General features: G+C 45.1%; 22 protein-coding genes. 3 read left to right on the plus strand and 19 right to left on the minus strand.

The annotated features are described in order from the left end of the window. Nucleotides 1-74: 74 nt before the first annotated feature. From PGL01S_RS15320 to PGL01S_RS15340, 5 genes are all read right to left on the minus strand, one after another. Nucleotides 75-962: a YusW family protein gene (locus PGL01S_RS15320; protein ID WP_164775486.1), complete on the minus strand. Its 888-nt coding sequence runs from the start codon at nt 960-962 to the stop codon at nt 75-77. Between the two features lie 171 nt (nt 963-1,133). Further along, entirely contained in the window at nt 1,134-1,769 is a 636-nt protein-coding gene (gene trhA / locus PGL01S_RS15325; protein WP_127495486.1) for a PAQR family membrane homeostasis protein TrhA, read from the minus strand. 515 nt (nt 1,770-2,284) lie between these two features. Next, on the minus strand, nt 2,285-2,560 hold the full coding sequence (locus PGL01S_RS15330; RefSeq protein WP_127495487.1) for a DUF1048 domain-containing protein: 276 nt from the start codon (nt 2,558-2,560) through the stop codon (nt 2,285-2,287). Nucleotides 2,561-2,569: 9 nt separating this feature from the next. Beyond that, nucleotides 2,570-2,917 (minus strand): DUF1048 domain-containing protein, encoded by a 348-nt coding sequence (locus PGL01S_RS15335; RefSeq protein ID WP_127495488.1) that lies wholly within the window; start codon nt 2,915-2,917, stop codon nt 2,570-2,572. Then, nucleotides 2,914-3,222 carry a PadR family transcriptional regulator gene (locus PGL01S_RS15340; RefSeq protein ID WP_280525711.1) on the minus strand — a complete coding sequence of 103 codons (309 nt, stop codon included), beginning with the start codon at nt 3,220-3,222 and terminating at the stop codon, nt 2,914-2,916. Before PGL01S_RS15340 ends, PGL01S_RS15335 begins: the two co-directional genes overlap by 4 nt. Nucleotides 3,223-3,517: 295 nt before the next feature. Here PGL01S_RS15340 and PGL01S_RS15345 point away from each other — a divergent pair, with 295 nt between their 5' ends. Continuing rightward, entirely contained in the window at nt 3,518-3,718 is a 201-nt protein-coding gene (locus PGL01S_RS15345; RefSeq protein ID WP_127495490.1) for a hypothetical protein, read from the plus strand. A 100-nt stretch (nt 3,719-3,818) separates the two neighbouring features. Here the strand turns inward: PGL01S_RS15345 and PGL01S_RS15350 are convergent, their stop codons facing one another. Further along, nucleotides 3,819-4,181 carry a MerR family transcriptional regulator gene (locus tag PGL01S_RS15350; RefSeq protein ID WP_127495491.1) on the minus strand — a complete coding sequence of 121 codons (363 nt, stop codon included), beginning with the start codon at nt 4,179-4,181 and terminating at the stop codon, nt 3,819-3,821. Nucleotides 4,182-4,314: 133 nt separating this feature from the next. On the opposite strand from PGL01S_RS15350, the gene PGL01S_RS15355 reads away from it, so the two are divergent. Further along, nucleotides 4,315-4,953, plus strand: a complete 639-nt coding sequence (locus PGL01S_RS15355; RefSeq protein ID WP_127495492.1) for a nitroreductase family protein — start codon at nt 4,315-4,317, stop codon at nt 4,951-4,953. 60 nt (nt 4,954-5,013) lie between these two features. On the opposite strand, the gene PGL01S_RS15360 is transcribed toward PGL01S_RS15355, so the two are convergent. From PGL01S_RS15360 to PGL01S_RS31545, 13 genes are all read right to left on the minus strand, one after another. Continuing rightward, a complete protein-coding gene (locus tag PGL01S_RS15360; RefSeq protein ID WP_244935598.1) occupies nt 5,014-6,117 on the minus strand; it encodes a HAMP domain-containing sensor histidine kinase in 1,104 nt (367 codons plus the stop codon). Further along, nucleotides 6,095-6,781, minus strand: a complete 687-nt coding sequence (locus PGL01S_RS15365) for a response regulator transcription factor (RefSeq protein ID WP_127495493.1) — start codon at nt 6,779-6,781, stop codon at nt 6,095-6,097. The genes PGL01S_RS15360 and PGL01S_RS15365 overlap by 23 nt, the downstream gene beginning before the upstream one ends. Next, nucleotides 6,756-7,361 carry a class I SAM-dependent methyltransferase gene (locus PGL01S_RS15370; protein WP_127495494.1) on the minus strand — a complete coding sequence of 202 codons (606 nt, stop codon included), beginning with the start codon at nt 7,359-7,361 and terminating at the stop codon, nt 6,756-6,758. Before PGL01S_RS15370 ends, PGL01S_RS15365 begins: the two co-directional genes overlap by 26 nt. Before the next feature lie 168 nt (nt 7,362-7,529). Further along, the gene (locus PGL01S_RS15375) at nt 7,530-8,717 is read right to left on the minus strand and encodes a Ger(x)C family spore germination protein (protein WP_244935599.1); all 1,188 of its coding nucleotides are present in this window, start codon (nt 8,715-8,717) and stop codon (nt 7,530-7,532) included. 171 nt (nt 8,718-8,888) lie between these two features. Further along, nucleotides 8,889-9,596, minus strand: coding sequence for an ABC transporter ATP-binding protein (locus tag PGL01S_RS15380; RefSeq protein WP_127495495.1), 708 nt, complete (start codon nt 9,594-9,596; stop codon nt 8,889-8,891). Next, complete coding sequence (locus PGL01S_RS15385; RefSeq protein WP_127495496.1) at nt 9,596-10,717, minus strand: ABC transporter permease; 1,122 nt, start codon at nt 10,715-10,717, stop codon at nt 9,596-9,598. Before PGL01S_RS15385 ends, PGL01S_RS15380 begins: the two co-directional genes overlap by 1 nt. Nucleotides 10,718-10,848: 131 nt before the next feature. Then, complete coding sequence (locus PGL01S_RS15390) at nt 10,849-11,415, minus strand: TetR/AcrR family transcriptional regulator (protein ID WP_127495497.1); 567 nt, start codon at nt 11,413-11,415, stop codon at nt 10,849-10,851. 231 nt (nt 11,416-11,646) lie between these two features. Beyond that, nucleotides 11,647-11,973: an NIPSNAP family protein gene (locus PGL01S_RS15395; RefSeq protein WP_127495498.1), complete on the minus strand. Its 327-nt coding sequence runs from the start codon at nt 11,971-11,973 to the stop codon at nt 11,647-11,649. A gap of 147 nt (nt 11,974-12,120) precedes the next feature. Further along, nucleotides 12,121-13,554, minus strand: coding sequence for an MFS transporter (locus PGL01S_RS15400; protein ID WP_127495499.1), 1,434 nt, complete (start codon nt 13,552-13,554; stop codon nt 12,121-12,123). A 93-nt stretch (nt 13,555-13,647) separates the two neighbouring features. Then, nucleotides 13,648-14,232 (minus strand): TetR/AcrR family transcriptional regulator, encoded by a 585-nt coding sequence (locus PGL01S_RS15405; RefSeq protein WP_127495500.1) that lies wholly within the window; start codon nt 14,230-14,232, stop codon nt 13,648-13,650. Between the two features lie 71 nt (nt 14,233-14,303). Continuing rightward, nucleotides 14,304-14,774 carry a nuclear transport factor 2 family protein gene (locus PGL01S_RS15410; protein WP_244935600.1) on the minus strand — a complete coding sequence of 157 codons (471 nt, stop codon included), beginning with the start codon at nt 14,772-14,774 and terminating at the stop codon, nt 14,304-14,306. A 291-nt stretch (nt 14,775-15,065) separates the two neighbouring features. Further along, nucleotides 15,066-15,443: a VOC family protein gene (locus PGL01S_RS15415; protein ID WP_127495501.1), complete on the minus strand. Its 378-nt coding sequence runs from the start codon at nt 15,441-15,443 to the stop codon at nt 15,066-15,068. An 85-nt stretch (nt 15,444-15,528) separates the two neighbouring features. After that, nucleotides 15,529-16,428 carry a helix-turn-helix domain-containing protein gene (locus PGL01S_RS31545; RefSeq protein ID WP_307719637.1) on the minus strand — a complete coding sequence of 300 codons (900 nt, stop codon included), beginning with the start codon at nt 16,426-16,428 and terminating at the stop codon, nt 15,529-15,531. A 482-nt stretch (nt 16,429-16,910) separates the two neighbouring features. Here PGL01S_RS31545 and PGL01S_RS15425 point away from each other — a divergent pair, with 482 nt between their 5' ends. After that, nucleotides 16,911-18,335 (plus strand): spore germination protein, encoded by a 1,425-nt coding sequence (locus PGL01S_RS15425; RefSeq protein ID WP_127495503.1) that lies wholly within the window; start codon nt 16,911-16,913, stop codon nt 18,333-18,335. Nucleotides 18,336-18,389 lie beyond the last annotated feature (54 nt).

The raw sequence follows: 18,389 nt of genomic DNA on the forward strand, positions 1-18,389 counted from the left end.
GCTCGGAAAATTGATCATTTTTGCTTCAAAAAAAAGCCGGACATCGTTACTCCGGCTCTTTTTTGAGTTTCGTATTAATCCTCGTGGTCATGCTCTTCATGTTCTTGGTGTTTACCATGATTGCCGTCATGGCCGTGGTCCTCGCCTTGATCATCATCGTCTTCGTCATCTTTTTGACCTTTATTCTGGTCGTGGTCCCGGTCGCTGCGATTCAATTGCTTTTGCTGTTTCTTCTTTTCTTGCTGCTCTTTATGAGCCTTCTGCCAAGCTTGCTGCAGCGCTTTTTTCTGTGCAATCAAAGCCTTTTTCTGCTCTTGCTTCACGGATTGCTCCTTAGCTGCAAGCTGTGCCTTCTGATTATGTTGCACCGTTGATTTTACCGTTTGAGCTTCAGTCTCGTCCTTGTCAGCTTCATCGTCAGCGTCGTCTTTCTCGTCCTTGAATTTAAGTTCTTCCGAACGATCCTTCCATTTCATATCGATGTTCATGTCGACTTTAGCAGGCTCGACGGCAAAATGAGTGAACAACGCATCCATTACTTGCTGCTTGTCCATGTTTGCTTGCAGCTTGAGTGCCGCGAGCAGCTGCTCGATGAATTGAGTCGCTTCATTTCCCGTCAAATATTTTTTCTGATCCTCGCCGATTTTAATTTCTACCTTGGACTCGGTCTTTGCTTCTTCCTTTTCAAGCTCGATCTTAACTTTCACGTTATTGCCATCGATTTTCAACTCCAGTGCTTTCAGCTGATCAAGCTGAATTGGAGCTTCGCTGGCGGTCGGTTGAGCTGATGCAAACTTAACTTCAGCCTCAGCCGTCTTTGACGGCACAACGTATGAATCGCTTGCTGCACGGTTGTCCTCTTTTATTGCGGAAGAATCGTAGTCTGCGTAGGCAACAACGCCGTAAGAAAGCATAATTGTGCTTAAAGCACCGATTAATATATAGGAAATTTTCTTCTTCAAAATATACCTCCTCAGGTTGCAAACATGCATGTTTTGGTTCTTGGCAGCCAATATAGGGTTTCGTTGCGTAGGGATCTATTTAAGTCCGTATTTTAGAAAAGTCCAATAAACCGAATATCAGCAACACAAAAAAGCCGCGATTTTCGCGGCTTTCATGAATTCATATGTTTCTCAGACATATAAGAAAATCGAAAAGAAATGGCAAATCGATCCGGCGATAACAAAGAGATGCCATACAGCATGATGGTAAAGGAATCCTCTCCATACGTAAAAGACGCTGCCTACCGTATAACACACGCCGCCGATGACCAGAAATACAAGACCGCCATAGGCTAAATGATCAACTAAAGCTCCCCATGCAAAGACGATCATCCACCCCATAATGACGTAACCAAGCGTAGATAGGAATAGAAATCGCTTAACAAAGAAGCATTTAAACACCACGCCGCCGATCGCAAGCCCCCAAACAACGCCAAATAAGCTCCAACCCAGCGGACTTCGTATCGTAACGAGCAAGTACGGTGTGTATGTGCCGGCAATAAACAAATAAATCGATCCATGATCGAAAATTTCAAACAAATCCTTTACTTTTCCTTCCGGAAAGCTATGCAAAAGGGTTGATGACATATATAAAATAAACATAAAAAATCCAAACAGGACAAACGATACGATATGCCATGCTTCACCAATGTAACTCGCCCTGACAATGAGCAGCACCAATGCGGCAATACTCAATCCGGCACCAATGCCATGGGTGATTGCGTTAGCTGCTTCTTCTTTTTTCGAATAGACATGCGTATTTGCCATAGGTTCCTCCATTTGCTTCCGTTCCGAAAAAGTTTTTACTTCTATCTTAACATGAGCGCATACGCCGGTAACAGCAGACCCTTTAGTGCAGTTCTCATAGCATAATCAGTGATCTCTGCCGAATGACTCCACAGCTGTGGTTAACGCTTCAAACAATCTTAATTTTCTCTACCTCACTCCTATATCTAGCCACATCCCAACATAAACTAATTATGGTATAGTTCTGTAAATATATTGAACAAGGTGGTTAAAACGATTGTTAGTCAATACCGATACTTATTTCTGCATGCATTGCAAGATTATCCATTTCCGCCGGCAGGGGGACCTCGTTATGACGACCGGTTGGGTATATATCGGCAGCGTCACCCATGCGGTTGGTTTCTGCAGTACCTATAAGCCGCTGCTGCCTAGCCAAGTTCATAAGTCGCCTTTTCGTGATTAATCCGCGATCATCAAGAAAAAAACCGGTTCAGCGCATGCTGACCGGCTTCTTTCATCTACTGAATGCTATCCGCTTAGGTTTTTAAATTTTTAATCAGATCGTCGCAGAAAGCGGCAACGTCGCTACCCGTCACTTCAAGCACGCCTTTCCCCAAGGCTGCCCCCTCTTCGAAAAGATCGATAATCCCCGACAGCCCCCCCATCCAGTCGGTGAGCTCGACAGGGCCGACCTTAAAGAGATACTTTTGGATCTCTTTATAAACGATCTGATAATCACGCGGGAGGGCTTTGATGCGCGCCACGTGCGCACGCCACTCTTTTTTGCCTTCGATAATATCCCGTATGCTCATTTTACCCTCCTATTTGCCTAGTTTTTTGGCGATGCTATTGTTCAGCTGCTCACGCCATTTGTCGCGGAAAGATTTTGCTCCTTCTTCGCCGGCTAGCGCCGCACAGAAGCCTTTGATATCGTCACCCAAAACCTCCCGAACGCTCTGACCGTCCGCAGCCGTTTCTTCAAGCAGCCCCAGAACGCCATCAAGAATCGGCATGAGGTTACGACCGGTAAAATCGGAATACTGAAATAGATTGGATAAAATTTCTTTCCATGCCGCTTGATAATCAGCCGGCAGCTTTTTGGCGCGCGATTCAAAAGCTTTGAATTCTTTAGTCATGTCGCTGCCCGTGATTTTTTCCCAGAAATTCATCGTTTCTCCTCCTTTAACTCGTTCATTTTTAATGATATGAACTCCCACTTATCCCAGAACTTCCGCAATTCCTGGCGCCCCGCGTCATTGATCGCGAAAAATTTCCGAGGCGGTCCCATGTCGGAGGGTTTCTTCGTAATCTCCACCAGCTTGTTTTTTTCAAGCCGAATCAGGATGGTGTACACCGTCCCCTCCACAACATCCGTAAAGCCAAGTGCGTTCAGCCGCCGCGTGATTTCATAGCCGTAAGTTTCTTTGCGGCTTATAATTTCAAGGACTGACCCCTCAAGCACGCCTTTAAGCATTTCCGTTAGATTTTCCAGCACAATCACTCCTTGCTATTCTGCACCGCCAGTATTCAGCAATACTTACTACCACTATAAAGTAACACGCAGTAGTGAAGATGTCAATATCGCCAACTTCTTCAAAAAACGTCGATAAAACTACCTAATATGCGACAACGGGAAGTGACATTATTTATCCGCCACCTTCTATATAATCGAGTAGCGGCAAAAACTATGAATACCGAAATGATAGTCAAGGTAGCGTGTATTTGAAAGTTGCCGCCACTAATAAGAGACACAGGGAAGGTGGAACTGCATGTACGTAAGTCAAACGATGCAACAGGTGAAAGAAGAAATGTTAAATGGAGAATGGGTGGGTAAGCTCATTCATTTGCGTGACACCACTAAAACGATTAAGGTAATACTTGAACCTATACAAGCGGGAAATGGTTTTTTAGAGTTGTATGAGGGGCTGGGATACGGCTTTTTCAAATGGAGTCAAGGGGTAAGTGCATAGCAAATCTAGCTATCAATTAAAATAGGATGACCCGAACAGGCAAGCGATCCTCACGATCGCTTGCCTTTAATGGCTTCAAGGATGCGGCGAGCACGCTGGTTTAAGATTGGCAATGGGTCTGAAAACTCGCTTTACCCTCCAACACGTCCATTAAAAATATTTTTGATGATTCCAACTTTGCTTTTTGCTCCTGAATATGTTGAATTTTCTCCTGTACCAAGGCTTTCTTCTCCGTATACGAATTTTCGCTTTCATTGATGAGCAGGATTAATTCCTGAATCGTAAAGCCTACGGAGAGCAGCGTTCTTACATCTTCGAGAAAGCCCACCACTTCTTTAGCGTAGACGCGATAATTATTTTCATCCCTCGATACAAATTGCACCGGAATCACCTGCTTGCGTTCATAGAAGCGCAAGGTGGATATCGGCAGCCCCGTCAGCTTGGATACTTCACTCGCTTTCATTACCTATCCCCCTCTGAACCCTAAAATAAATTCTTACTTGCTATGAACCAAGGTTCATAGTTCACAATAAGCACATGTTAACCAGTGACATAACGAAAGTCAATTTTACTGGTCTATCAAAAGGAGAGATCTCATGCCGAAACCAATACCGAACAACGATTTTAACAACATCATCACTGGCCGGCGGTCAGTACGCCATTATGATGAGAACATTAAGATTTCAAAGGAAGAAATGTTGGATATCATCAAGGAAGCGAGCCTGGCGCCTTCTTCCGCGAATATGCAGCCATGGCGCGTTATCATCGTTCATACCCCTGAAGGTAAAAACAAGCTTCGGCCACTCGTGCAATTCAATACGGGGCAAAATATTACATCAGCCGCTATGCTTATTATTTTGGGCGACACTCAAAGCGAACTTTACGTAGAGGAAATTTATGATTCAGCTGTAGAACAAGGGAAAATGCCGAAGGATTTGCGCGATAAGCAAGTCACGCAAATTATGGACATGTTCCCTCTGCTCCCTAGAGAAATTAAAATCGAGGTCGCCAAAATCGATGCAAGTTTATTTGCCATGCAACTGATGCTGGTTGCCCGCGCGCATGGTTATGATACCAATCCTATGGCGGGCTTTGAACGCGATACGATTGTCCGCGCATTCGATCTGGACGATGAACGTTATGTACCGGTTATGATCCTCTCAATCGGCAAAGCCTCGCAAGAGGGACATGAATCTGTACGTTTGGGCAGCGAGCAAATTACTTTTTGGCGCTGATTATAACTCGCAAATGAACAACAGCCGATTTCATATAATCGGCTGTTCCATTTGTCATCCCTAGGCAAGGGGGAGTTCCAATGTGAACGCATATTGACCATTCTCATACTCGAGTGTAAGGCAACCACCCTGATGCTCTGCTAGTTGCCTCGCAATGGCAAGACCTAGACCAGCACCTACTTGGATATGAGTATTGGGGTCCATATTCTCCGGCTTATAAAAACGATCAAAGAGTTTAATTTCTTGCTCTTTCGTGATTGGTTCTCCCTCGTTCGCTACTGTTAAATATACGAATGCTTCGTTAGACGTTAGCCGTACATCAATAACTTTGGGTGGCTTTGAATATTTCAGAGCATTCATCAGCAAATTATCCAAGATTCTTGCGACCTGTTCGGGGTCAATATGGACGGCTGCCTCCTGTATACTTATATGTTGCCTTACGACCACATGATTTTCTTCGGCAATGGGGATAAACTCAAACAACACCTGCTCCACTAGCTCCCGCATATCTGCTTGTTGCTTGGTCAAAATCATGTCTCCAGAAGTTAGACGGGTATAGATAAATAAATCGTCAATCAGCTTTTTTAGTTGTTGGGCTTTGCTAAAAGCATTGTTTATAAAACGGTTGTATTCATTCTCGTCTATATAGGATCTTTTGCGAAGCAGATCTAAATAGCCAATCATACTCGTAAGCGGAGTGCGAAGATCATGAGACACACCCGTGATAAGATTCATTTTAGATTCCTCGGCCTCTTTTTCCTTCCTTTTTTGCGAGGAAAGTTGTTCCGCCATCTTGTTCATATTTCTGGCCAGCATGCCTAACTCGTCTTCCCGTCGAACAGGAACCCTATATTCAAAATTACCTCGAGAAATAAATCCGAGTCCCTCCGAAAGCACGGAGAAATAATTAATCATACGCTTCGTTAACAGATAAAAAGTTAAAAGAAAAATGACGATGAAAACAGCCAGCGATGCGAAGATTAATATCGGAATATACTCAAGCTTTCCTTTGGACGTAATCGAATCGAGCAGTTGTCCGATAAGGCCAATAATATACAGACTAAGAAGGTAGGACAATAGAAGGGTAAAAACCGTGGCCCCCAGAAAAGAATATCTTACGCTGCGTTTTATTTTGAATCGCTTATTTATCCATTTTATAGCCAACACCCCATACCGTTTTGATATACTCTGGCTTTCTTGGATTAATTTCGAGCTTCTCCCGCAGATTTCGAATGTGTACCATAACCGTATTATCCGAGAATCCGATCCGCTCTTTCCACACCGATTCATAGATGGTATCCGCACTAAAGACTTGTCCCGGGTTAGACGCGAGCAGGCTTACAATCGCGAATTCAAGCGGTGTCAGCATGACTACTTGCCCCCGAATCGATACAAAGTGCTTGGCAATGTCGATCACAAGTTCATCAATGGTTATCTGGTCCTGCGCGGCTTCTTTCGATGCAAGCATGTTCTGTCGCCTTAACTGTGCTTTCACGCGGGCAATCAGCTCCATCGGATTAAACGGTTTGGTTACGTAATCGTCGGCGCCTGTCGATAGTCCCATGATCTTATCCATATCTCCTTCCTTCGCGGAGAGCATGATGATGGGGACGGAATATTGTTCCCGAATATGCATGCATGCTTTTATACCGTCCATTCTTGGCATCATGACATCCAAAATAACAAGATCCACCTTCTGCCGAGAAAGCCTTTCGATTGCTTCTAATCCGTCGCCGGCTTCGAGAACCGAGTGTCCTTCATTTCGCAAGTAAACGTGAATAACGTCTCTGATTTCGGTATCATCATCTACGACTAATATGACGCCCATATGACTTCTCCCCTTCGAACTTCACTGGTTTCCTACAAACATAAACAAAAGCTGGCGGAATATTAAAAGGAACCAAAGAAATGGTTTCAATCTCAAAATGCTCCGAAAGCAGGTTTTTCATTTGCAAGGAATACTGAAAAGCAATTAGTTTACCACCCGGTTTTAACGCTTCTTTGCATTGCAAAATCAATTGGAGACGCATGGCGGGGGAAAAATTATAAAATGGCAATCCGCTAAAAATGTAATCCACTTCATGGATATTATGCTTTTTGAGCTGGTCAACTAATCTTAAAGCGTTACCTTCCCTCGTAAACTGCGGAAAATCCTGTTGAAGCTTTTGGGCCATTTCTTCATCTTTTTCAAATAAAATCACCTTGCTTTTAGGCATGACGCGTTTTGCAATCGCTTGTGTTATTGCACCAGTGCCAGACCCAACTTCCACAATATTCTCTGCTTCCTCCCATTTGGCTGCTGCAACCATACGATTCGCCAAATAACGCGAGCTTGGAGTAATACTCCCCACATATTTAGGATTATGAATGAATTTTTTGAAAAAAAGTAGTGAATTATTCCTTAACATGTAATCACCTCATTGGAATATTTAGATGCCGAAATCAGTTTAGAGAAAAAAACTTAGTTCCTGCGTAGGTTCTTTCTGAAGAAATCCTGAAGATTTTTTGGTCCACAAAAAAAAGCAGCCACATTTGTGGCTGCTGCTCGCAGTGATACCTCTAATGCCATACGTATTCTAATGATCTTTTCTCCCTAGGTTCTCGCTGCTCATGCCTAGTCGGAATAAGTTCGCTTCCGCCGCTACTTCAAATTTTATTTTTGGAAATATTTCGTCCCAATCTTTTCGATATGTTTTGGTCCATATTTGCGGGTAAGCAAGATACGCTTTTAATCCAAAGCCGATGGCATCACTATTATTTTGCTGCATCTCTTTTAGAGCAAGATTAATATTATGGACAATATTTTGTGCGATGCTTTGCTCTATTCGTTTTCGTTGCTCCGAATAATCATAATTTCTTTCCTGATTTTTATCTTCGCTAATACTCGCCTTCACCTTGGAGTGAATGCGATAGGACAATTCGCCATTCTTCACAATGGGCTTAATGCTTATAATCGCATGATTAATCGTTACTGTTAAATAATTCCCGTCTAAATGAAGGGTCTCATCATAATCACGAACCGACTGATTTAGAAGCCGGAAACCTATAGCCGATGCCCCTTCTAATTTCCCAGTCATTTTCCCATCATGGAAAAGGACAAAACCTTCGCTTCGAATATCTTCAGATCCCTGGCCCTTTATGTTTGTTTTTACCTTCTGTACATACGGGAGAAAGACATCTTCGCCTACGGTAATTAATTTACAGACCGCTTCCTTTAAATTGATGCGAGCAGTCGTTTCTGATTGTAATTGCTCTCTGATCGATTCTGCAGAGAAACGCTCAATACGGGTATTCGCGTTAAGCAAATCAATCGCTTTCCCTTCAGAAACGGCTATAAAAGTGGACAATCTCTTTTCTGGGGTACGAGTTATAGCATCGATAACGGTTTCGATTCCTTCCGTTCTTGCCAGTTCTTCTCCAATAATGATTACACGTCGATGACCGAAGAACAGATGCCGCGGGAGACGATATTGAAGCTTTGAAACGGCATCGCTAACGGTCTTGCCTGTCTCTGTCTTAATGGTGAAAGGTTTCTGTCCACCGGATCCACCCCCGCCGCCCGTGTTACCCATATTCCCCGTAAGCGGAATAAGGACGCTGATACGAATAAGATCTCCTTCTTTATCAGCCCCACCTGCTAAGACAAACGCAACATCGTTTATCTCGCGGCGATCCCAGCAGCCGGTCAGCAAGAGTAGCACTGCCAAACATATAACAGACAACACACGGTTTAAAGTGTTTATCTTCATAACTGTATTGGTCAATCCTCCTTGCTAGCATCCGGTCATACCGTGAATTGGGAACGACATGGATATAATCCCCTAAACACGCTAAATTATAACTTTCCATTTCGCTCTGCGATTCCCGTTGAAGCATGAGTTGCTTCTCCAACAATAAAAAGCCGCGAATTTTCGCGGCTTTATCTTCCTAATACATCAGCAATCGACACAACCGGAAACATTGGTTCCCGCTAGCGACAATCTGCCATCTTCCATCCGATACACTTTATCGCAATATTCAAGCATGCGTTCATCATGCGTGACCATAATTGCTGCTTTACGACGCGACTTTACCTCATTTGCAATCAGACTGACCACCTCATGGGCACGCTTGGTGTCCAGACTGGCCGTAGGCTCATCCGCCAAAATAACGTTGGGATTGTTTATTAAAGCACGCGCGATGGCCGTACGCTGCTTTTCACCGCCTGAAAGTTCCTCTGGGTAGCTCTTCAATTTGGATCCGAGCCCTATCTCCTCGAGCAGCTTAACGGCAAACATCCGATCCTTGGATCTCACCTTTCCCGACATTTTCTTCACTAAAAGCAACTGGTCAAGGACGTTCAAATAGGGGACCAGATTGGATGATTGCATAATAAAGCCGATTTCTTTCAATCGTACATTCGAAAGTTCTTTCTCGGAAAGCTTAGAGAGAAGATGCCCATTCAAGTTGACTTCTCCTTCTGAAGCTTTAAGCAATGCACCCGCAATGGAAAGAAACGTACTCTTGCCTGACCCGGAAGGCCCGACGACAGCAACAAGCTCCCCAGGCTCCACCGAAATAGAGACCTTTTCAAGCGCGGATATCCGATTCCTTCCCTCGGCATAATACTTCGTAACATTGCTGATATGGAGTCCTGTTGTCATTATTCTGCCCTCCCAAGCGCCTTCAGTGGATCAATCATCGTTATTTTACGAACCGAGACCAGTGAACTAAGAACGGCTATGACAAGAAGAATGACAGAGTACTCGATAACGAGGTTCGTCTCCAACTTGAACGGCATTCCCTTCGGCATGATTGCCGCAGTCCCGTAAGTAAGCAGAACGCCAATAACGATACTCGTCAATGATAGTACAACGACCTGTGAGACAATGGCAGTGCTTAGAAAACCGTTTCTTGCGCCGATGGCTTTCATTACGCCGAATTGATTGGTCTTCTGCATCGTAATGACATAGAAGAATACTCCGAGCACGAATGCCGATATCGCAAGCAAAAAGCCCAGCATCATCATAATCGAGCCGTTTTCCTCCTTATACCCCGGCATGCCGTGAATAGCCGCTCCGCGCGTGACGGCATCGGTATTGGAGAGCTTGCTGCTAATATAAGTAGGATCGATATGCTTGCCCTGCAACATGATTGCATTAATCGGGCCAGCAATTCCCTTATCCGAGCCCGGCGCGGCGAACGCAATCTTCCGCCATTCGGACATCGGAACAAATACGGCTGAGAGGTGGTTGTACGTCTGATTATCAACGAATCCGATAATTGTCAAAGCTTGTGTCGAGCCGTCAAGTTGAAAAGTATCCCCAAGCTTAAAGCCTTCATCCTTCATCGTCTTGTTCACAATGACGCCTGTTGGATTGGCTATAGATAATCCTTCACCCTCAATTACTGTCGGCTCCAGGAAGCTGCCGGGAAGTATCCCTAACATTGCGATATCGACTTTATCCTCGTTCTTTGTGCTATTTCCTTTCAAAGCGGTGGCCATCGTACTTCCCATTGGGGATGCGGCTGTTACATTAGACAATTTCTCCGCTTGCGCCACCAATTCATCGGATATCAAGGACTTGCCCATGGTCGACTGCGCTCCTTGTTCAAAGACGACATAATCGGCCTTCATGTTTTGGAAAGTGGACGCCGCAAGCGTCGATAATCCATTTCCAAGTCCCGATAGGATGAATACTAACCAAGCAACTAAAACAAAAATAATGACAATCATCAAAAATTTCATCTTGCTGTGCATGAGTTCCTTTAAAGCTAAAAACATGCTCTCTCACTCCTCGCTCTTCATTTATGACACATGTGTCATTTTTGTTATAGATGAAGCACTTTCACAGATTCCGTCCCCCCTATTAAACAACATATCCGACACTTGTGTCAAATTAAAAAAAGAGCCACCTACCTTTGTGCTCCTCCTATCCACATTTGAAACAAAAGCTTGCTCCACTCAGGATTAGGGAGGTTTATCATATTAGGAGTGTTAATGAGGTTGAAAAAACCACCGATCAGTACCGGGAGCGGAATGTCTTCTCTGAGATTTTTCTCTTGTTGCGCTCTTTGAAAGAGACGCGTAAGTTGAATTTTTAGCGTAGTATGGCCTTGCTCAACAACATCTAGATCCCGACTAGCCGCAGCCGAATTTGTTGTATTAATTTTATGAGCATCGCCTAAAAGTTGATGAAGCTTGGATTCGTCAACATAAATGCCAAGCAGTTCCTGAAGGGCTTGCATCGTATCGGTCTCATCGATTGCCGAAGCCTTCTCGATGACGCTCGAGATCACACGCTTCATGCAGGCAGCCACAATTTCTTCTTTATTGGCATAATACTGATAAATCGTACTCCTGGCACCGGGTAAATGCTGCGAAAGCAACTTGAGGTGAAACCCGTCATATCCATGCTCCAGCACTAACTTTTTTGTTATGTCCAGTAGTTCTGACTCCGTATATGATGGTTTTCTTCCCATAATTACTTCTCCCTTCAGCATTTCAAAATACATTATTCTCGGTATTCCTTTTCTGAGAATGAAAGAGAACTTCTAGTTTGAAATATCAGTCTAACATAACTGCAAGTGAAATGGTAATCTCACAGCCAGCTACTGTGTCATTGCGTTATCCTGCCCTTTACTTCAGCATAAATGGCAACTGATCCGGATCAGTTGCCATTTATTGTTCTTGACTAACGTTTTCCCTCTAGTTCAATTTCCCAATCCGAAAAATTCAGCTTGATTCATAAAATATTCATCAATTTTTTCGACTATGAGCCCTCCGTTTTCTTCCGAGTTGCGTTTTACTTGAATCCATTCAATGTCTTTCTTAAACTGCTCCCATAGCCTTTGACGCTGCGCCATATCCTTAAATTCCATCACATAATATAGTTTATTTTGGCCTGTTGCATCTATCCAGAAATTCACGACCTTCATTCCCAGTCTTGTAAAAATTCTAAACGTATGCTCCTTAAATCTGTCTTGAATGGCATCCATTCGACCTTCGTAAATCGTATAGATTCGCAACTCGTATAGCATGTTTAACCCTCCCTGAATGAATCGGATTGGTAATCCAGCACACATCTATTTCGACTTTTTCTATATAGTACCATATATTGATAGTCTTCCATTACCTAAATTCAATGTACAAATCTTTCTTTATTTCAGTTCCGTTTTCCTCCGTTATTAATGGCCTGCGACTACTTTCCTATCCTCGGTTGAAGTTTTGTTTGCTCTTTTTAAAGCGACGAACGCCACGAGTATACCGACCAGCGTAACCACTGCTGCAACCATAAACGCTGTATGAATGGACGAATTAAGAGCAGCTGGACTCATCGATTCCATTGCAGTATCGGAGCCGAGGGCAGCCGAGATTATGGCCATGATTACCGCAAGCCCAATCGCTCCGCCGATTTGCTGACCCGTATTGATGACAGCGGAAGATACTCCTTGTTCACTTGAATCGACTCCGGTGCTTCCGGCGATAAACATCGTCGTGAAAACAAGCGCTTGCCCAAGCCCAATGATGATTGTTCCGGGAATAACCCCCCAGGCATTGCCTGAAACCGATAATTGGGTCAGCAGCAGGAAGCCGATGCCTCCAAGCGCCATCCCCGATGCAATCGTGCCGGCAATCCCGACTTTGGTTATCATGGGGGTTATAAGCCTTGCTCCAAGAAACGCGCTCAGCGTCAGCGGAAGGAAAGTAAAGCCGGACTGGATGGCCGAATAATGCAGGACATTCTGGGTATACAGCATCAGGAAGTAATAAAGCGTTCCGAACGAAGCAGAGAACAAAAAGGCAATAAGAGCCGCGCCAGTCAAATTGCGGTTACGAAACATGCGGAAGTTAAGCAGCGGACCTTTCGAACGTTTTTCGATCACGACAAAGGATGCGAGAAGCGCGGCACCGACTAGCAGGAATGGCAATGTGCTTGCGCTAAGCCAACCCGAGACGGGAGATTGAATCAGATAATACACGATGAGAAGCATGCCGGCCGTAACCGAAACGGTCCCAGCAATATCGAAATGCTTGCTGCCGCTCGATGCTTTGCTCTCTTTGAGAACAACCGGAGCTAGCAAAACGGTGAGCAAAGCGATTGGAACGTTAACGAAAAACGTCGCTTCCCAGCCGATAAAGCTGGTGAGCACGCCGCCAAGCAGCAAGCCAAGCGACATACCGACACCGCCCATTGCAGCCCAGATACCCATTGCCCGATTCCGTTCGGCGCCTTCTTCGAAGTTAGACATGATGAGCGATAGCGTTGCCGGCGATAGGAGGGCTCCACCCAGGCCTTGCAAGCCTCTGGCTATAATCAGCATCAATTGGGATTCGGCCAGTCCGCCAAGCAGCGAACCTAACCCGAACAAGGACATAGCTATTATGAACATTCTTCTTCTGCCCATCATGTCCGAGAGTCTTCCCCCGATGAGCAGGAATCCTCCGAACGCTAGCGAATACGCGCTAACGACCCATTGCAAATGGTTTGCAGAGAAGCCCAGTTCCATTCCTAGCGAGGGCATCGCCACAAAAATAATCGTATAATCAAGTGCCATAATTAATTGGGAGACGGCAAGCACCAAAAGCGCGGCCAATCCCTTAAAAGGGCTGCTATTCATCTTTTTCATCCTCCTATTTCGGACTGATTGGTCTAAAAAATGCATTATTGACTGAACGGTCTAATAAAGGCAGAGGAAAGCAAAACCTTCCCGTCAAGCCTCAAGTGTCGATAAGGACACTTTTGCAAAGTCTTCGAGCACTTCTGGATTGCTTGTTAGTTTAGCCACTTGGGTCAGTGCATATCGTGCATGGTATAGATATCTGGCCAATGCTTGCAGGTCCTGTTCGGTGCTCAGCTCCTGCTGCCGTTTTCCCCGAACCAAGGCGTCATGGAAGGCACGCTCAAGTTTTATCCGATCTTCTTCGAACAAGGCGGCAATTTCCGGTTCGTGAGGAACCTGATCAATAGCGCTGTTTAGAATGAAACATTCATTACGCCGGTCCTCATCTTGAAGGACGAAGACGATCTCGCGGAAGATGGCATTGATCGCTTCCTTCACGGATTCCGACTTCTCCAAATAAACGACAACGGCGGATGATTTTTCGTTTACATAGTGCTTTACGGCCTTAATGAAGAGATCCTTCTTCGTACCGTACGTATCATATAAGCTCTGTCGCGCAATGCCCAGCTCTTGGAGCAATATCGGAAGTGACGTTCCTTCGTACCCGTAATGTCCAAACACTTCCATTGCCTTTCGCAAAACCACGTTCATATCGAACTCTTTGTTTCTTGCCATATGGGATACCCCCTTATCTCGTCCCTATACTACCTTTAATGGATCGTTCAGTCAAGATTACGGCATACGCATTATCCGGAAAACCGTACGGCGTCGCTTTCGCTGCCAACGGACTCAATTGCCACCAAAGGATTCCAGAAATCGCGGTAACTTTCGATAAGGCCGTCTTTGGTTCGAACGACACTGATATACGTTTGATTATACGGGTTACCCGTCTCCCGATGCTTGCCTGCAGACTTGAATTCGGCAATCGTCAGCTCCGGATCCTGTGCCGGATGAAAGACGAGATCGGTGAATTCGACCTCAAAGTGCTTCGGAAAGTTCTGCATATATTCAAAGAGCTCAGCCTTGCCTTGCTTTCTGTCCGGGAATCCTGCTGGTCCGTACGGGAATTCCAATACACCGTCCTCCTGCCACAAGTCGACCCAAGCCTCAATATTGCCGCCGGACAAGTGCTTCAGATGATTGCGGAACGTTTCTTGCGCTCGCTCGCGAATAGTTTCTTGCGATTCTTTCATTTCGATGGTTTGTTGATTTAACATGATTAATCCCTCCGTTTTCTTTTTCTTGACCATTCAGTCTAAAATGTTGTAAAAAAAAGCCCTCTATCTGCATCGCGTGAAAGTCTGCTTCTTTAACGTTTGAGCTTCCCTCCGCTTGATGAGTTTATAATAACATTTCCGGACTGAACGATCAAGAATTAATTTACATTCTTTTCCCCTCCTTTTTCAAAAACCGGCAGCACATCGTTGCTCTGCTGCCGGTTTTTTTGTTTTAAACTAATGTGTACCGTTTTTTATTCCTCAGTAAGAAACAAGCATATCTTCTCATCGCTAAGCGACGAGACTGATTAAATTGTTATCGGGGTCCTTAATAAGCGCATATCGCTCTCCCCACGGTGTATCTCGCGGCTCGAGGAAGCCGTCATACCCAAGCGTCGTCAATTGACGGTACACGTCATCCAGCGCTTCGTTGCTGGAGAACTGAAAGGCGAGCTCGGTCCGGTAGCCGACAGGATCTTCCCAGCCTTCAAAAACATTCTTTACCGATTCCACCATATCGAATGCAAACACAATTCCTTCTTGCTCCACGTCTACGTGATGCGCTTCGTCTGCGCCGTCCGGAATAGCCAGCCCCAGTACGCGATAAAAATCCAACGCCCTCTTCATCTCTTCTACATAAATCGCGACTCGTTTCAACTTTACCGTCATGCTTTGCAGCTCCCCTCGCCTTGCTTAATTTCACTCCCATTATAGTAATTGTCCCTCATTGCAAAATAGTAAAAAACGGACTTCCTCACTCCTGCTTGGTCAGCCGTTTGAGTGGAAGTCCGTAATATCGCTTAAAAACGCCAGCAAAGTGCGACTGATCGTAGTATCCGTGTTGAAGCGCCAAATCCGTTAAGCTGAAATAGTCTCCGCTGTACAATTCCTCAAGCACGCTTTGAAAGCGGACGATGCCAAGCATCTCCTTCGGGCTGAGGCCAAGCTCGAGTTCAAAAGCCCTTCGCAGATGCCTCTCGCTGAAGTTCACTTTATCCGCCAAATCCGTTACGGAAAGATTACCTTTGACCTCGTATATATACTGCATGCTCTGGTAGACCAAAGTGGGAGCAGGCGCCTCGTTCGTAGCCAATATTTGGCCGAATTGCTGCTCGACGATCTCGATCCTTTCTTGAACCGATTGGGCAATCAGCAGCTTTTCGACCCAATCGAGAGCCTCTTGTCCCCAGAGATCCTCCAAAAACACACGATTTGCCGTTAATGTCGATATGGGAGACTTCAGAATCGTGCGAGCCGACTCCGAATAGAGCCGGATTCCCCATACCGAGCGTGCTTTTGCAAATTGCAAAACTTCGACCTGCGTCGTTAGCCCCACGACATAAGCGGCCTGCCTGCTTGATGAAGCGAACAGGTCCACTATAATATCGACACAGCCATCGGGGATGACTCGATGCCCCGGATTTCCCGGTACTGGCAGGAAATTCACCGTCCAATAGGCAGCTACATGCGATGCCAGATGACGGCTCGGCGCAAACCCCGGAAGTTGTGGGAGTGGAAATGCAGCTGCGGCTGCAATTGCGGGGCATGCAAGGGTCGGTAAGGATGGCTCATCTGCGCATCTTCCTCCTATTACGTGAAAAATCTTGACACCTTGGTGGAATTCAAGGCTAGCTTGGCTCGCCGAGGACTGTATCCCACCTTATGAATGTATTGTAACAAATAACTGATATAAGCCGACATATGTCCTTTTCATCTCATTCTGAATAAGGGATCTCTACAAGTGAACTTGTTTTGTTATCCAATCATCAATAGATCTATGTCTACCAAGCCCGACTGTGTGGAACTCATCTTTACCATCTAACTTTGATACTTAGTCGTCGGAAACGTTAAAAGCTCCTCTAGAGCGGTTACCCGGCAGTCTTAGAGGAGCAGAAAAAAAGGTTATGTACCTATGGTAGACAATTCGGGCGCGTTATGCCAATTAGAATAAACTAAGACGGATTAGAATCTACTAATTTACATCGATATTTCCTTCAAATTGGAAAGCCCCCCGAACACCCGAATGCGGGATGGCGAAGCGTACAGTAATACCTCAATCGTTTGTTTAAAACTCGTTCCAGAAAAGCATAATAAAGGTAATCTCAGCGCGGGCTGATTCAGGAGGTGAACGATACAATGACGGCAATCTCTTTAGAAGCTTTAAAGCAGCGCCTCGCCCTAATGGAGGACGCGGAGATAATTGATCGAGAGACTACAAACGGACTTCGTTTGACATTTATTTATCTTGAAACCTTAATCGATCAGGAGCGTCTTAACGAATCGATTCTTGAGCCTGTCGTTCGATCATTCCAAAGTTCGGTGGAAAAAAGCCTGACCACAGTCAAAATGAATCGCTTATCCAATTTGGAGCAAGCCCTCCAGTATCTCATGATGGGTTCAGTTCTGGTTCACGACTCATCCAGCGCGCGATGGCATGCTATTATGCTTCCCAACTCGCTCACCCGGTCCATCGAAACATCCGAGACAGAAACAATAATGTTCGGCCCAAAAGACAGTTTCAGCGAGCAGCTGGAGCAAAACATTTTGCTGATTAGAAGAAGGCTTCCTTTAACAGCGCTCAAAACAGAGAGATTCTCCGTCGGCTCCTTAACCCAAACAACCGTAGTCCTTATGTACATCGACGGGCTTATCAATCCAGAATTTGTTACGATCGCGAAAAAAAAGCTTTCCAGCATCGACTTCGATATCTTTTTAGACTCTTCACATATTGCAGCGTTTATGGAAGATCATTATCATAGCATCTTTCCTCAATATCTTCAGACCGATCGGCCGGATTCCTGCGCATATGCACTAGGTATCGGAAAATTGGTCATTTTAGTCAATAACACTCCTTTTGCCTTAATCGCTCCGATTACGCTGTTTCACTTGTTTCAGTCGCCGGAGGATTATATAAACCGCTGGTTGGTAGCTAGCTTTTTGAGGCCGTTACGCTATCTCAGTTTCCTTCTTTCCATTACTCTAATTCCGCTTTACGTGGCATTAACGACTCATCATTATCAAATGCTACCCCTGCAAATTTTATATGTATTCATCGAGTCTCGTAGCAAACTGCCACTATCCCCCTTCTGGGAAGCGTTTTTTATTCTTATTACGCTAGAAATTATGAAGGAAGCCAGCCTAAGAATGCCGACCAAAACGAGCCAAAACTTGGGGGTAATTGGAGGAATCGTAATTGGACAAGCTGCGGTAGAAGCGGGATTCGCAAGTAAAGTGCTAATCGTATTGGCAGGCATTTCGGCGATTTCCAATTTTCTCGTTCCGAACTATCTGGTTACCAAATCCAGCTTACTGCTTCAATTCATGTTCTTGATTCTCTCGTCCTATCTGGGCGTTCCCGGTATCTTGCTTGGACTTGTCGGCATGATTGCCCATTTGAACGGGCTCACTTCCTTGAAACAGCCCTACCTGGCGCCGGTATCTCCGTTTTATTGGAGAGATTGGGTAGATCTCTTCGTCCGAGGGCCGTTACACGCTATGCGCATTCGTCCCGAAGCATTGCGTCCTTTGATTAAGTATCGTATTAGCCGAAGGAGAAAATGAACCTATGAAAGCTATATCGCTGTTTCGAAAACCTCACAGCAAGAAAGCGGTTTT

Origin of the sequence: Paenibacillus glycanilyticus NBRC 16618, from assembly GCF_004000805.1 — a bacterium.
Classification (GTDB): domain Bacteria; phylum Bacillota; class Bacilli; order Paenibacillales; family Paenibacillaceae; genus Pristimantibacillus; species Pristimantibacillus glycanilyticus.